This is a genomic window from Marichromatium purpuratum 984, assembly GCF_000224005.2.
Taxonomy (GTDB): domain Bacteria; phylum Pseudomonadota; class Gammaproteobacteria; order Chromatiales; family Chromatiaceae; genus Marichromatium; species Marichromatium purpuratum.
Genome location: NZ_CP007031.1, coordinates 1,708,082 through 1,722,335, shown reverse-complemented (window position 1 = coordinate 1,722,335; position 14,254 = coordinate 1,708,082). Strand labels below are relative to the sequence as shown.

General features: G+C 67.4%; 12 protein-coding genes. 6 read left to right on the top strand and 6 right to left on the bottom strand.

All coding sequences use genetic code 11. The features are described from left to right. Nucleotides 1–139: 139 nt before the first annotated feature. Nucleotides 140–1,213, top strand: coding sequence for a phosphoribosylformylglycinamidine cyclo-ligase (gene purM / locus MARPU_RS07775; protein ID WP_005223838.1), 1,074 nt, complete (start codon nucleotides 140–142; stop codon nucleotides 1,211–1,213). Next, nucleotides 1,206–1,871 (top strand): phosphoribosylglycinamide formyltransferase, encoded by a 666-nt coding sequence (gene purN / locus MARPU_RS07770; protein WP_005223837.1) that lies wholly within the window; start codon nucleotides 1,206–1,208, stop codon nucleotides 1,869–1,871. Before purM ends, purN begins: the two co-directional genes overlap by 8 nt. A gap of 44 nt (nucleotides 1,872–1,915) precedes the next feature. Here purN and MARPU_RS07765 read toward each other — a convergent pair whose 3' ends face one another. The 3 genes from MARPU_RS07765 to MARPU_RS07755 all read right to left on the bottom strand — a co-directional run bounded on the left by MARPU_RS07765 (nucleotide 1,916) and on the right by MARPU_RS07755 (nucleotide 5,392). Continuing rightward, nucleotides 1,916–4,447: an EAL domain-containing protein gene (locus MARPU_RS07765; RefSeq protein WP_005223836.1), complete on the bottom strand. Its 2,532-nt coding sequence runs from the start codon at nucleotides 4,445–4,447 to the stop codon at nucleotides 1,916–1,918. A 166-nt stretch (nucleotides 4,448–4,613) separates the two neighbouring features. After that, on the bottom strand, nucleotides 4,614–4,868 hold the full coding sequence (locus MARPU_RS07760) for a DUF6489 family protein (protein ID WP_005223835.1): 255 nt from the start codon (nucleotides 4,866–4,868) through the stop codon (nucleotides 4,614–4,616). A 59-nt stretch (nucleotides 4,869–4,927) separates the two neighbouring features. Next, nucleotides 4,928–5,392 (bottom strand): hypothetical protein, encoded by a 465-nt coding sequence (locus MARPU_RS07755; protein WP_005223834.1) that lies wholly within the window; start codon nucleotides 5,390–5,392, stop codon nucleotides 4,928–4,930. A gap of 277 nt (nucleotides 5,393–5,669) precedes the next feature. Here MARPU_RS07755 and MARPU_RS07750 point away from each other — a divergent pair, with 277 nt between their 5' ends. The 4 genes from MARPU_RS07750 to MARPU_RS07735 all read left to right on the top strand — a co-directional run bounded on the left by MARPU_RS07750 (nucleotide 5,670) and on the right by MARPU_RS07735 (nucleotide 9,129). Next, complete coding sequence (locus MARPU_RS07750) at nucleotides 5,670–5,984, top strand: MTH1187 family thiamine-binding protein (RefSeq protein WP_005223833.1); 315 nt, start codon at nucleotides 5,670–5,672, stop codon at nucleotides 5,982–5,984. A gap of 76 nt (nucleotides 5,985–6,060) precedes the next feature. Next, nucleotides 6,061–6,912 carry a metallophosphoesterase family protein gene (locus MARPU_RS07745; RefSeq protein WP_005223832.1) on the top strand — a complete coding sequence of 284 codons (852 nt, stop codon included), beginning with the start codon at nucleotides 6,061–6,063 and terminating at the stop codon, nucleotides 6,910–6,912. Nucleotides 6,913–6,992: 80 nt separating this feature from the next. Further along, complete coding sequence (gene hslO / locus MARPU_RS07740; protein ID WP_005223831.1) at nucleotides 6,993–7,865, top strand: Hsp33 family molecular chaperone HslO; 873 nt, start codon at nucleotides 6,993–6,995, stop codon at nucleotides 7,863–7,865. Between the two features lie 13 nt (nucleotides 7,866–7,878). Next, entirely contained in the window at nucleotides 7,879–9,129 is a 1,251-nt protein-coding gene (locus tag MARPU_RS07735; protein ID WP_005223830.1) for a NupC/NupG family nucleoside CNT transporter, read from the top strand. 1,024 nt (nucleotides 9,130–10,153) lie between these two features. Here MARPU_RS07735 and MARPU_RS07730 read toward each other — a convergent pair. Genes MARPU_RS07730 through MARPU_RS07720 form a run of 3 tightly spaced genes read right to left on the bottom strand, consistent with a single transcriptional unit; the run spans nucleotide 10,154 to nucleotide 14,082 of the window. Continuing rightward, the gene (locus tag MARPU_RS07730) at nucleotides 10,154–12,541 is read right to left on the bottom strand and encodes a putative bifunctional diguanylate cyclase/phosphodiesterase (protein WP_005223676.1); all 2,388 of its coding nucleotides are present in this window, start codon (nucleotides 12,539–12,541) and stop codon (nucleotides 10,154–10,156) included. Between the two features lie 7 nt (nucleotides 12,542–12,548). Further along, nucleotides 12,549–13,709, bottom strand: coding sequence for a porin (locus tag MARPU_RS07725; protein ID WP_005223677.1), 1,161 nt, complete (start codon nucleotides 13,707–13,709; stop codon nucleotides 12,549–12,551). Between the two features lies 1 nt (nucleotide 13,710). Next, entirely contained in the window at nucleotides 13,711–14,082 is a 372-nt protein-coding gene (locus tag MARPU_RS07720) for a hypothetical protein (protein ID WP_005223678.1), read from the bottom strand. Nucleotides 14,083–14,254 lie beyond the last annotated feature (172 nt).

Below are 14,254 nucleotides of genomic sequence, written 5' to 3'. Positions count from 1 at the left end.
CACTACGCTCCGGGACAGCGCAGAAGACACCGCTCGGCCCGGGCGGCTCGCATCCTACCCGAGCCCTGCAGACTCTCCAAGTTATACCGGGCGCTGACGGTATACAATCGCGCCCTGGCACACTCAACGGAGCCCCAGCGTGACGCAGGATCCCACTCAAACTCCCTCCCCTTCGCTCAATTATCGCGACGCCGGTGTCGACATCGACGCCGGGGCCGAACTCGTCGAGCGCATCAAGCCGCTCGCCGCGCGCACCAGCCGTCCCGGCGTGGTCACCGGTCTCGGCGGTTTCGGCGCGCTCTTCGAGCTGCCGCTCGGTCAGTACCGCGAGCCGGTCCTGGTCTCGGGCACCGATGGTGTCGGCACCAAGCTGCGCCTGGCCATCGAACTCGATCGTCACGACGGCATCGGCATCGACCTGGTGGCGATGTGCGCCAACGACATCCTGGTCAGTGGCGCCGAGCCGCTGTTCTTCCTCGACTACTACGCCACCGCCAAGCTCGACGTCGAGGTCGCCAGCACCGTGGTCAGCGGCATCGCCCGCGGCTGCGAGCTGGCCGGCTGCGCCCTCACCGGCGGCGAGACGGCGGAGATGCCCGGCATGTACAGCGCCGGCGACTACGATCTCGCCGGCTTCTGTGTCGGCATCGCCGAGAAGTCCGAGCTGATCCTCCCCGAGCGGGTACGTCCCGGCGACGTGCTCATCGGCCTCGCCTCCTCCGGGCCGCACTCCAACGGCTACTCGCTGATCCGCAAGGTCATTGAGGTCAGCGGCGTCGATCTCCAGGCGCCGTTCGACGAGGCGACGCTCGCCGAGCGACTGATGGCCCCGACGCGCATCTACATCCCCGCGATCCTGCCGCTGATCCGCACCCTGCGGGTACATGCGCTCTCGCACATCACCGGCGGCGGCCTCACCGAGAACCTGCCGCGGGTGCTGCCCGAGGACACCCGCGCGGTGATCGACCTCGACGCCTGGCAGCGTCCGGCGGTGTTCGACTGGCTGCAGCAGGCCGGCGGAATCAGCGAGCAGGAGATGCTGCGCACCTTCAACTGCGGCATCGGCATGATCGTCTGCGTCGCCGCCGAGGACCACGACGAGACCATGGCACTGCTCAGCAATGCCGGGGAGCAGGTCTGGACCATTGGTCGCATCGAGCAGGCCGAAGGCGCGCCCGAGGTGCACTACGAGGGCACGCGGGCCGATGGGTGAGGCGCAGCAAGCACTCCCGGTGGTAGTGCTGATCTCCGGTGGCGGGAGCAATCTGCAGGCGCTGATCGACGGCCAGGCACGCGGCGAGTTGCCGATCAGCATCGTCGCGGTGATCAGCAACCGCCCTAGCGCGGGCGGGCTCGAACGCGCCCGGCGTCACGGCATCGCCACTGCGGTGCTCGATCATCGCGACTATGCCGAGCGGGCCGACTACGATGCGGCGCTCACCGGGTTGATCGCGGATTACGACCCCGGACTGGTGGTGCTCGCCGGCTTCATGCGCATCCTCACCCCGGCGTTCGTCGCCGCGCACCGCGGACGGTTGCTCAACATCCATCCCTCGCTGCTGCCGAAGTACCGTGGGCTGCACACCCACCAGCGCGCGCTCGACGCCGGTGATCGCGAGCACGGCGCCAGCGTCCACTTCGTCACCGCCGAACTCGATGGCGGTCCGGTGGTGCTGCAGGCACGCGTCGCCGTCGAGGCCGATGACGATGCCGAACGCCTCGCGGCACGAGTGCTGACGCAGGAGCACATCATCTATCCGACGGTGGTGCGCTGGTTCGCGCAGGGGCGGCTCAGGCTCGACGACCAGGACCAGGCCCGGCTCGACGACGTGCCACTGTCCGGACCGCGCGTCATCGACGCTGCGGATTAGGACTCAAGCCACGGCTCACCCGGTCGGGTGAGCCGTGGTATCACTCAAGAGGGTTTGTCTTCGACCAGGGCGCGCTGGAAGCAATCGAGCTTGGCAAGGATCTGGCGCTTCATCCCGATCAACTCCATGCACTGCAACCGCGCCGCCTCCCACTGACCATTGCCACGCAGCCGCAGGATCTCGGTGGAGACCTCGTGCATGCGCGCATGGACACGCTCGATCTCGCCATACTCGGGCAGCTCGCCATAGCAGTCACGCCCGGCGCCGGCCAGCCAGGCGCCGAAGCGACGACGACACTGCTCGGCCTGATCCTCGAGCGGCAGCGCCGAGACATCGGCATCGAGCGCGCCGATGACCTGGCGCACCCACTTGACGTGATCGTACTGCGCCAGCAACAGCGGCAGGTCGAAGCGCTCGCCCTGCCCGCCACGCCCCAGCAGCCAGCGCGGATCCGGCTCGAACCCCTTGAGCCAGTCGTGCATCGAGTCGGCCGGCATCGGTCGGGCGATGGCGTACCCTTGAGCATGATCACAGCCGATGCGCATCAGCATCACCCCATGCTCCGGGGTCTCGACACCCTCGGCGATGACCTCCTTGCCGAACACGCTGGCCAGCCCGATCACCCCCTCGATGATCGCCAGATCCTCCTGATCATCGAGCATGTCGCGCACGAACGAGCGGTCGACCTTGAGGGTCTCGGCCGGCAGCTGCTTGAGATAGTTGAGCGAGGAATAACCCGTCCCGAAATCATCGAGCGCAAAACGCACCCCCATTGCCTGACAGGCGGCGATCACCGCGCGCATCGCCTCGACGTCCTCGAGCGCGACGCTCTCGAGGATCTCGAGTTCGAGACGCCCGGGCGCCACCCCGGGGTATTCGGCGAGAATCGCCTGCAGCCGCGCCACGAAGTCGATGTGCTGGAAGTGGCGGGTGGCGATGTTGACGCTGACACTGAGTTCATGTCCCTGCTGCGACCACTCGGCGAGTTGTGCCAGGGCCTCGTGGAGCACCCACTCGCCGATGTCGACGATCAGCGAACTCTGCTCGACCAACGGCAGGAACTCGGCCGGGGCGAGGATGCCCTGCTCCGGGTGCTGCCAGCGGATCAGCGCCTCGACCCCGATCACCTCACCGGTGCGCATGTTGACCTTGGGTTGGTAGAACAGCCGCAGCTCGCCGTGCTGCAAGGCGCGACGCATCCGCTCGAGTTCCTGATGATGATGCTGAACATTGGCCGCCGCCTCCATGTCGAAGAGCTGGTAGCGGTTGCGACCGAGCTGCTTGGCCTGGTACATCGCCTGGTCGGCATGGCGCAGCAGGGTGTCGGGGTCGGCGTCGTCGAAGGGATAGAGAGTGACCCCGATACTCGCCGAGACGTCGAGCGCGATACCGTCAATCTCGACGGGCGCATCGATGGTCTCGAGGGTGCGCTCGAGCACCAGATCCAGCTCATCGGTGTTGCGCAGCTCGGTAATCAGGAGCACGAACTCGTCCCCCCCGAGCCGAGCGACGGTATCGCCACCGCGCACCGTGCGCACCAATCGTTTGGCGATCTCGACGAGGAAGCGATCCCCGGCGTCGTGGCCATGGTGGTCGTTGACCAGCTTGAAGTCGTCGAGATCGAGGAAACAGATGGCCACCAGCCGGTCGCGCCGCTTGGCGTTGGCCAGGGCCTGATGCAAGCGGTCGCTGAGCAGCACCCGGTTGGGCAGACTGGTGAGAGCGTCGTAGTTGGCCAGGCTCTCGAGCCTGCGCTGGGCATCCTTGAGATCGGTGATGTCGGAGAACATGCCGACATAGTGGGTCAGGGTACCATCGGCGTCCTTCACCGCGTTGATCCGCAGCATCTCGGGATAGACCTCGCCCGATCTGCGCCGATTCCAGATCTCGCCGCTCCACTGCCCGAATTCGCGCAGCCGATGCCACATCTCTTGATAGAACTGATCGTCCTGCAACCCGGACTTGAGCAGCGCCGGGGTGCGACCGAGCACTTCCTCGCGGGGATAACCGGTGACGCGGGTGAAGGCGGCGTTGACATCGAGGATGCGCGAGCTGGTGTCGGTGATGACGATCCCTTCCTGGGAGTTCTCGAACACACTGGCATTGAGCTGCAACGCGGTCTGAGCACGCTGACGCTCGGTGAGATCGCGCAGCGTCTCGACCACTGCGACCAGGCGCCCCTTGCCATCGCGGATGGGGCCAGCGTCGAGCCCGAGATAACGCTCGGTGTGCAGCAGCGGCATGTCGCACCAGGCCTCGACATGGACCGCCCCGGACTCGTCGAGCACCTCGTCGACGCTCAGGTCATAGCGCCCCCGGATCTCATCAAGCCCGCCCTGCATCAACAGCTCGGCGAGACAGGGCTTGGGAGCACGGTAGAAGGCACGCCAGTGCTCACCCGTGCCGATCACCTCGGCAGCACGCATCCCGGTGAGTCGCTCGCAGGCCGCGTTCCAGACCACCACCCGGCAACCGGCGTCGAGCACGAAGGCCGGCACCACCAACTGGTTGACCAGCGCGATGGCGAATGTCTGCTCCAGGGCGGCGGGTTCTCGAGGGTCAGGACGACGGCTCATGCCTCAGACTCCCCCGACGGGGCGCGCCCGACAGCGGGCGGAACGACGGCAATGATGCATCGAGCGATCAAGGGCGTTGCGGATCCTGGTCGTGACAGGAGGGAGATTGGGCGATCGGCATGTCAGCCATTATAGGAGCAACGCCCTCTTGCGACATCGGCCTGCCCTAGTCATCGGCCTCGGACGAGCGCCGCTCGGCGCTCACCATCCCGCCCATCATGCGCTGGAACATCTCCCAAGAGGCGAGTGTACTGTTCATGTAGGGCTGGAACAGCTTGAGCGGCTCGTAGCCCTCGGCACCCTCGCTGATACGCGCGCCGATCTCGTCGAGCAGCTGACGCTGGAAGGCCTCCACATCGGGCAGACCGAACAGCTTGCGCATCTCCTCCGGGGTGATCTCGACATCGACCTTGATCTTCATCTCGACGGACCTCCTCGTGGCGGTGGCTTGGATCGCGACGCCGTGCGTCGCGATCGGCGTCAGTGACGGCTTGCACGCGGCACCGAGGGTACCGCCGGCGCCGGCTCGTCGATCACCACCCCCGGCCGGGTACGTCGCCCGAACAACACACAGGCACGCTCGAAGGCGCGACGGGCCTCGCGAGCGTTCCATTCCCACTCGGAGGGATGGGCGGAGACCGGGAACTGCCAGTGACCGGTGATCAGCACCGGATCGATACGGATCTCGAGCGTCCAGTCGTGCCAGACGGTATCGGGCTGGTCGTCCTCGACGAACTCCTGCTCGACCAGGCGGCAATAGTTGCCGACGCGGTCATCGGTGGCGATCAGTTCGGAGACCACCAGGGCGTTGTCGATACAACTCTGCCAGCCGGTATGGACGGCGCTGGCCGAGCCCATCAGGGCATGGAAGAGCATGGCGGGCGAGAGGGTGAGCGACAAGGGGGTATCCAGATCGGGATCCCCGACGGTATCTTCTAAGGGCATGCGTTTCTCGGAGCAACGGGCCACCATGCCAGCGATGGCGACCCCACAGGGTGTTCGGAGCGCACTGCGGACTCCGGGGCCCGATGGTCGTGACGAGGCACGCCAGGATGGCCCCGGAGCGCCGGATCGAGATCGACGCGCAAGCGGTGGCAAGGCTGATGCCGACTGCGCGTCGCGACCCGACCAGTGGCGGATGCGTCTAGTCTAAGTCGCCGCGCGCGTGGGCGGCAAATCGCGCGCATATCCATCATGACCCAAGATCACACTGGAGATCCCGATGTCCGTGCTTCTCGAACTGACCATCTTCCCACTCGATCAGGGGGGCAGCGGAGTCAGCCGCTTCGTCGCCCCCGTGGTCGCGATGGTCCGCGACAGCGGCTACCCCCACCAACTCGGCCCCATGGGGACCGTGGTCGAGACCGAGACCCTGCCCGAGGCGCTGGCGCTGATCGAGCGCGCCCAGGCGATCCTCGACGCGATGGGCTGCGAGCGCGTCTATGCGGTGGCCAAGTTCGATATGCGCAAGCGCGCCGAGGGGCGGCTCGAGGGCAAGATCGCCTCGGTCGAGCATCGGCTCGGCGCCCCCGAGTGAGCGGCTTGGCACTGGCCGCGCGCGGCGCTTACCGGTATGGTTGGCGCACCGCACGACAGCCGTACTCGACAGCCCGATGAAGGTCGCGATCTTTTCCGACGTCCAGGCCAACCTCCCGGCCATGGAAGTCGCCGTCGCCCGCATCCTCGACTGGTCGCCGGACCTGGTGATCATGGATGGCGACCTGGTCAATCGCGGCCCCAGCAGCCTCGAATGCCTGCAACTGTTCGAGCGCCTGCACCGTGAGCACGGCTGGCTGCCGGTGCGCGGCAACCACGAGACCTGGATGCTGCGCTGCCAGCGCGAGGCCCCGCGCGACGCGCTCGACGCCCGCATGCGGGCGTTCGCCGACTGGACGCTGCACCAGATCGCCCCGGCGCTGGAGACACTCAACCAGTGGCCGGACCACCTGTGCTTCCATGCCGGCAGCGAGACGAGCTGGGTGCACGTCACCCACGGCACCATGCGCGGCAACCGCCACGGTGTCACCGCCGGTCTCCCTGACGAGTCGCTGCGCGACGGCGCCCTGCCCGAGGACGTGGCGCTGTTCGTCACCGCCCACACCCACCGCCCGCTCACCCGGGTGCTCGACGGGTTGCCGATCCTCAACGTCGGCTCGGTCGGCTCGCCCTTCGACGGCGACCCGCGCGGCAGCTACGCCCTGCTCGAATTCCATCAGGGGCGCTGGCAGTGGGAGATCGTGCGCTTCGACTACGATCGCGAGCGCGCCCGCCGGACCTTTCTCGACTCCGGCTTCATCGAACAGGGCGGACCGCTCGCGCACATCCTCTACGAGGAGTGGCACCGCGCCCAGCTGTTGATGCCGCAATGGCGCGAGCGTTTCGAGGCCCAGGTGCTCGCCGGGACACTCGCGCTCGAGACCGCCGTGGACAGTTTCCTCGCCGAGCTCGACACACCACCGGATTGAATCCCGGGTGCCCGGTGCCAGCCGGGACCCACCCCACGACCAGCGCCGGGCGAATCCCCCCCGGCGACCAGGACCTATCGATGAGTGATACCGACAGCCTCCACCGTTTTCTCTTCGAACAGACCGACATCCGCGGCAATCTGGTGCATCTCGACGCCAGCTGGCGCGCGGTACTCGATGCCCACGACTACCCCGAGCCGGTACGCGGCCTGCTCGGCGAGGCGCTGGCGGCGGTCTCGCTGCTCGCCGCCACCCTCAAGTTCGACGGCGCGCTGATCCTCCAGGCCCAAGGCGACGGCCCGCTGCGCACCCTGGTCGCCCAGGCCACCAGCGCACGCACGGTGCGCGGGCTGGCGCGCTGGGATGGCGAGCTCAACCCCGAGGCCCCGCTCGCCGAGCTGTTCGGTACCGCCCGCCTGGTACTCACCATCGAACCGCGCACCGGCGAGCCCTATCAAGGCATCGTCGCGCTCCAGGGCGAGCGCTTGGCCGATGCCATGGAGCACTTCTTCAGCGGCTCCGAGCAACTGCCCACCCGACTCTGGCTCGATGCCGACGGCGAGCGCGCCGCGGGCATGCTGCTGCAGCGCCTGCCCGGCGAAGACCACGCTGCCGAGGACTGGTCGCGGGTGGGCATGCTCGCCGACACCCTGACCCGCGAGGAGCTGCTCGCACTGCCCGCCGAGCAACTCCTCTACCGACTGTTCAACGAGGAGCCGGTGCGACTCTTCGACCCCGACCCGATTGCCTTCCGCTGCGGCTGCTCACGCGCACGCATCGAGCAGACCGTCAAGCTGCTCGGCGCCGAGGAGATCGAGTCGATCCTCGCCGAGCGCGACGGGCTCGAGGTGACCTGCGAGTTCTGCAACCGCACCTATCGCTTCGATCCGGTCGACGCCCGCCAGCTGCTCGCCGCGGACAGCCACCACAGCTCGCCGCCGACCCAGCACTGAGCCGGGAGCTGCCATGCTGACCAGTCTCCAGCCGCTGCTCGGGCTCGTCGTCATCCTCGCGCTGGCCTGGTCGGTCAGCGAATCGCGTCGCGCAGTCCGCCCGCGCCTGGTGCTCGTGGGGCTGGGCCTGCAGCTGCTGCTCGCCCTGGCGCTCCTCAAGCTCGCCCCGGTCCAGCAGGGCTTTCTCGCCCTCAACGATCTGGTGCTCGCGCTCGAGCGCGCCACCGAGGCCGGCACCGCGCTGGTGTTCGGCTATCTCGGCGGTGGCGCCGCGCCCTTCGCCACCCAGTACCCGGAGAACGGCTTCGTCCTCGCCTTCCGCGCCCTGCCGCTGATCCTGGTGATCAGCGCGCTCTCGGCGCTGCTGTTCCACTGGCGGGTACTGCCGCTGCTGGTACGCGGTTTCGCCTGGGTGCTCGAACGCACCCTCGGCAGCGGCGGCGCGCTGGGGCTCGGCGCGGCGGCCAACGTCTTCGTCGGCATGACCGAAGCGCCGCTGCTGATCCGTCCCTATCTGCGCGAGATGTCGCGATCGGCGCTGTTCGCGCTGATGACCTGCGGCATGGCCACCATCGCCGGCACGGTGATGGTGCTCTACGCGAGCTTCCTCGCCACGGCGATCCCCGAGGCCATGGGTCACATCCTCACCGCCTCGCTGATCAGCGCCCCGGCGGCGCTGGTGATCGCCGGGGTGATGATCCCGGAGACGGCGCGCGAGGCCGCCGAGACCCGCGCACCGATGGTCAGCGAGGCACACGGGGCGATGGACGCCATCACCCGCGGCACCCTGCAGGCAATCCCGCTGTGGCTCAACATCATCGCCATGCTGGTGGTGATGGTCGCCCTGGTGAGCCTGGTCAACCAGGCCCTCGGGCTGTTGCCCGAGGTCGCCGACGCGCCGTTGAGCGCCCAACGCATGCTCGGCTGGCTGATGGCCCCGGCGGCCTGGCTGATCGGCATCCCCTGGTCCGAGGCCCCCACCGCCGGCGCCCTGCTCGGGGTCAAGACGGTCCTCAACGAGCTGGTGGCCTATCTCGACCTGGCGGCACTGCCGTCCGAGGCGCTCAGCCCGCGCAGCCGGCTGATCATGACCTATGCGCTGTGCGGCTTTGCCAACCTCGGCAGCCTCGGCATCATGATCGGCGCGCTCGGCACCCTGGCCCCGGAACGACGCGCCGAGATCGTCGCCCTCGGCCCGCGCACCATCGTCTCCGGCACCCTGGCCACGCTGATGACCGGGGCGGTGGTGGCATTGGTGATCTGAACCGCCAGCCGCCAGCCGCCAGCCGCCAGCCGCCAGCCGCCAGCCGCCAGCCGCCAGCCGCCAGCCGGGGGATTGAACCGCGAAGCCGCAAAGGGAAGAAGAGCCTCCAGCGATCAGCCTCCAGCCGCCAGTGGCGGGCTACCCACAAACACTGGCGCCAAGAACGTGCGCCACGGATGCGGCCAAGCCGTGCTGTCGTCGAGGACACACACCCACTGGCGGCTGGAGGCTGGTCGCTTGCAACTCAAGCCCCTTTGCGCCCTTTTCGCGCGTCCCGCGCCGTTGCGGATCGCGGAGGGCTAGCGACCCGCGGGATTGAGGCGCGAAGGCGCGCGGGAAAGAAGAGCCTCCAGCGATCAGCCTCCAGCCGCCAGTGGCTGGCCACCCACAAACACTGGCGCCAAGAACGTGCGCCACGGATGCGGGCAGGCTGTGCTGTCGTCGAGGGCACACACCCACTGGCGGCTGGAGGCTGGTCGCTTGCAACTCAAGCCCCTTTGCGTCCTTTTCGCGCGTCCCGCGCCGCTGCGGATCGCGGAGGGCTAGCGACCCGCGGGATTGAGGCGCGAAGGCGCGCGGGAAAGAAGAGCCTCCAGCCGCCAGTGGCTGGCCACCCACAAACACTGGCGCCAAGAACGTGCGCCACGGATGCGGCCAAGCCGTGCTGTCGTCGAGGACACACACCCACTGGCGGCTGGAGGCTGGTCGCTTGCAACTCAAGCCCCTTTGCGTCCTTTTCGCGCGTCCCGCGCCGTTGCGGATCGCGGAGGGCTAGCGACCCGCGGGATTGAGGCGCGAAGGCGCGCGGGAAAGAAGAGCCTCCAGCGATCAGCCTCCAGCCGCCAGTGGCTGGCCACCCACAAACACTGGCGCCAAGAACGTGCGCCACGGATGCGGGCAGGCCGTGCTGTCGTCGAGGGCACACACCCACTGGCGGCTGGAGGCTGGTCGCTTGCAACTCAAGCCCCTTTGCGCCCTTCGCGGCTTCGCGGTTCAATCCCGCTGGTCGCTGGTCGCTGGTCGCTCACTCCCCATCGAGCCGCAGCGGCGCGGGACGCGCGAAGTGGTAACCCTGGGCGCGGTCGACGCCGATCTCGCGCAGCAGCGCGAGCGTCTCGGCGTCTTCGACGAACTCGGCCACCACCCGCTTACCCATGGCGTGCGCCATATCGGTGATGGCGGCGACGAAGATCCGGTCCTCGCGACTGCTCTTCAGTTCACGCACGAAGGCACCGTCGATCTTGACCTCGTCGACCGGAAGCTGGCGCAGATAGGCGTAGGACGCATAGCCGGTACCGAAATCGTCGAGCGCGAAGCGACAGCCGAGCGCCTGGATACGGTGCATCAGCCTAGTCGCGCTCGACAAGCACTCGATCGCCGCCGTCTCGGTGACCTCGAAGATCAACCGCCCGGGGTCGAGTTCGAGCGTCGCGAGTCGGCGCTCGAGTAGATCCAGCAACCCGATGTCGATCATCGCATGGGCCGATAGGTTGACCGCCAGACGCAACCCCGGATGGGCGACCAGCAAACACAGCGCATGCTCGACGACCCAGTGGTCGATCAACTGGATCTGTCCATTGTGCTCGGCAATCGGGATGAAGCGATCGGGATAGATCAGCGAGCCGTCGTGATCACGCATCCGCAGCAGCCCCTCGACGTGACAGACCTCGCCGCTGACGACCTCGACGACCGGCTGGACATGTAACTCGAAGCGTTCCTCGCGCAGCGCGTCGGCGATGCGCTCGCGCCACCGGATCCGGGCATCGAGCTGCTCGCGCTCGGCATCCTCGAGCGAGAACAGATGACAGCGTCCCGGACCCTGCCGCTTGGCCCGGTACATGGCGAGGTCGGCGCTTGCGAGCAGTTCTTCGGTCGACTCGCCCTGAGCGGGAAAGAGGACGATGCCGATACTCGCCGAGACCCGGTGCAACCGGCCACGCGACTCGACACAGACCTGGGCGATCGCCTGCTGCAGACGCTCGGCGCAATGACACGCCTGCTCGGGATCGGACTCGGGCAGCACCAGGGCGAACTCGTCGCCACCGAGACGCGCCAGCAGATCACCGCGCTCGGCCTGCCCGCGCAACCGATCGGCCACCCCCTGCAGCAACTGATCGCCGACCTGGTGACCACTGAGGTCGTTGACCTCCTTGAACTCGTCGAGATCCAAAAACAGTAGCGCGCCACAGTGACCGAAGCGACAAGCCTGATCGACCACCTGGGCGAAGGACTCATTGAACCGCCGACGATTGGCGAGCTGGGTCAGCGGGTCGTGCTCGGCCAGCCAGATCAGCTGCGCCTCGGCCTGGTCACGGGCATGCTGCAGACGCTCCATGCGCTCACTGAGCTGCCACACGGTCTCGAACATCAGGCTGATCTCGTCACGCTGCAGCCAGACCCGGGGCGGACGCGAGAGCCGCTCGCGCAACGCCGCGTAACGGTGTTCGGCCAGCAGCGGCAAGGCCAGCGCAAGCGCTCGCAAGCGGCGCAGCGGCGTCTTCATGATCAGCAGCAACAAGGCCTCGGAGAGCAACAACCCGAGCAGCCCGAGCAGCAAGCCGTCGCGGGTGCTGGCGTGGATACTGGCACGCTGCTCGGTGACCTCGTTGATGACATAGGCATCGACCCCGGGCGCCAGCGACGCCACCCGATAGAGCACAAATTCACGCCCGCCGTGACTCAGCTCCAGGGTCTCGTCCGGGGCGAGAGCGAACAGCGCGGGGCCGGCCGCTCGCAGCAAGGGGCGTGAGGACTCCGGGTGCGAGAGCATCGACACGCTCGTCTCATCACGACTGTCGGCAACGGCGATATCGGCCCCGGTCAGAGCGTTGAAATCGAGCAGCACGTCGGCGAGCGAGCGCCCCAGCACCAGGCTGCCGGCATAGCGCCCATGCCAGAGCAAGGGGGTGGCGAGATAGTGCGAACAACCCGCGCGCCCACGACAGACGAGCTTGCAGAGTGAGCGCTCGGGGTCGATGGCCAGGTCGGCAAGCAGCTCCTGCGGCGGCGGCTCGACGCCCTCCGGCCAACTCAGCGTCACCTGGCCCTCGACATCGACCCAGTATGCCGCGCCGACACCCCACTCGATTTCCAGCAGCACCCCGTTGCTGGCGAGCGCGGCGGCGAGCTGCGCCGCGCGCCCCGCGCCGCTGACATCGACGCCGAATCCTGGCACCAGGGTGGCGAGTTTGGAAAGCTCGTGCTCACGCGCCTTGAGGATCGCGTACAACTGGCGCACCTGCTGCTCGCGCACCTGCGACTGGTGCAAGGCGAACTGCGCCTGGGCCCGCGCATTGGCGAGCAACACCAGCGAGAGATTGACCACCAGCAACAACAGACTGAGCGCGACCAGTGCCTTCCAGCGCAGGCTGAGGATCGGCGGCGAGGTGGGCGTAACGGGGGCGGTGTTCATGGACACCTCAGAACCTCAGTGAGATCTGGGCGGCAAACAGGTCCCAGTCCTCGACCACCCCGTCGCCTGGGGGGTTCTCACGGTACGAGAGAGTGAAACCGCCGTGATGACGCTGATACTCCAGACGCAGCATCAACCGTCTACCCAGATCCCAGCGCGTCCCGACGACCCAGATCCGGGAGTGATCCGAGGCGGGACAGTGAAGGTGCAGGTCCCCCAGACGACGATCTGCATCCCCCTCCTCATAGCGCAGCATCAGCTCGATCGCCGGCGAGAGCCGATAGGCCGCCTGCAGGTACCATCCGGTCTGGATGGCGTGATGACGATCGGCCTCGGGCCGAAAATGACGCCAATCGATCAGGATATGGGCGTATTCGCCCGCCAAGGTCCAGTTCGCCGCATTGTACTGTGCCGATGCCAGCCAGTAGCGGATGTCCAGGTTGCCGGCGTCGATCGCGGCCTCGGAGCCGGAATCGAAGCGACTGTGCATGGCCGCACCACTGAGCCCCAGACGCAACCGCTCGGCGGGATCGGCATACCACAGGCTGAGCAGTGGCACCGGATGCTCGGGTTCAAGCTCGCCATCATGGTCGTCGAGCAGATAGTTCCACTCAACGTTGGCGTCGAGCAGCGGCAATCCAGCCCCCAGAGTGGCCGAGAAGGTGCCGAGATCGGTATAGCGCTCGCCATAGACCATCAGCCCGTCGGAGGCGAGCATCATGTTGCGCACCCGATCGAAATAGACCACCTGGGGCAGGAAGATCCCGGGACGGGTGAAGGGGACGTCACGGGTCTCGTTGTAGAGTCCGACCGGGTTCTTGATCCGCCCCATGCGCACGCCGAGCCGGTACGCAGGGGTACTCACCAGGGTGGCATCGGCCAGGGCATAGTCGAGCCAGGGCGTGGCATCGCTCATCTCCCCGGCGCGCCGGACCAACACCTGGGCGGCGAGCAACAGCCTCGGATCGGCGCGCCAGGATCCATTGAGGCCAAGCTCGGTGAAGTCGAGCGAAACGTCGGGGCTGTCACCATAGAAGCGGTTGTCAGAGGTCCAGATCAAAGCCTGGCTGGCAAACCCGTGCAACTGCAACGCCGGTTCGCTCGCCCAGGCGGCGCTCGACAACCAGCACAGCGCCACCATCACGCCGCCCACCGATGCCGCCCGCACCCTAGCGCACCTCGATAAGACGTACATCGAACCCGACCGGTGGGGCGTCGGCATAGCCGAGTGCCCCGGGAGTGGAGGTAACGCGGCGGACCAGCTCATGTGGCGAGGTCACGGTGATCGGCAGCTGGCCGGTGCCCGAGAACAGCAAGCGATCCCAGACTCGCCGCAACTGATAGGGATAGAGCCCGAGGACCTCGGTGACGAAGCGTCGGTGCAGGACATGCTCGTCGGGTAGCACGAACACATGGACTGCGCGACCATCCGGCCAGCGCGGCACATGCATCATCAGATAACGCCGCGCCTCGTTCTGGGTCAGGTGATCGACCTCCACCGCGGCATGCGCGATCAACACCTGGGCATCGACCGAGGCCATCCAGATCAACAGCAGCGAACAGATCAGAGGCTTGGCGCCGAGACGCGATCGCGGAACGCGGCGGGATGCGGGAGCTGTCAAGGTGGATGTCCAAGGTTAGGCCCGGTCGCATATCCTGACCATCTGTTCCGTTCCATTGCGCGCGGCGATCGCCACCGGGCAAGTCTTACAG

Excerpts from the sequence above, each read along its gene's own strand:
- hslO (WP_005223831.1), top strand. The coding sequence starts at position 6,993 with ATGAGTGATACCGACAGCCTCCACCGTTTTCTCTTCGAACAGACCGAC.
- MARPU_RS07765 (WP_005223836.1), bottom strand. The coding sequence starts at position 4,447 with ATGAGCCGTCGTCCTGACCCTCGAGAACCCGCCGCCCTGGAGCAGACA.
- MARPU_RS07750 (WP_005223833.1), top strand. The coding sequence starts at position 5,670 with ATGTCCGTGCTTCTCGAACTGACCATCTTCCCACTCGATCAGGGGGGC.
- MARPU_RS07745 (WP_005223832.1), top strand. The coding sequence starts at position 6,061 with ATGAAGGTCGCGATCTTTTCCGACGTCCAGGCCAACCTCCCGGCCATG.
- MARPU_RS07730 (WP_005223676.1), bottom strand. The coding sequence starts at position 12,541 with ATGAACACCGCCCCCGTTACGCCCACCTCGCCGCCGATCCTCAGCCTG.
- MARPU_RS07735 (WP_005223830.1), top strand. The coding sequence starts at position 7,879 with ATGCTGACCAGTCTCCAGCCGCTGCTCGGGCTCGTCGTCATCCTCGCG.
- MARPU_RS07755 (WP_005223834.1), bottom strand. The coding sequence starts at position 5,392 with ATGCCCTTAGAAGATACCGTCGGGGATCCCGATCTGGATACCCCCTTG.
- MARPU_RS07720 (WP_005223678.1), bottom strand. The coding sequence starts at position 14,082 with ATGGCCTCGGTCGATGCCCAGGTGTTGATCGCGCATGCCGCGGTGGAG.
- MARPU_RS07760 (WP_005223835.1), bottom strand. The coding sequence starts at position 4,868 with ATGAAGATCAAGGTCGATGTCGAGATCACCCCGGAGGAGATGCGCAAG.
- purN (WP_005223837.1), top strand. The coding sequence starts at position 1,206 with ATGGGTGAGGCGCAGCAAGCACTCCCGGTGGTAGTGCTGATCTCCGGT.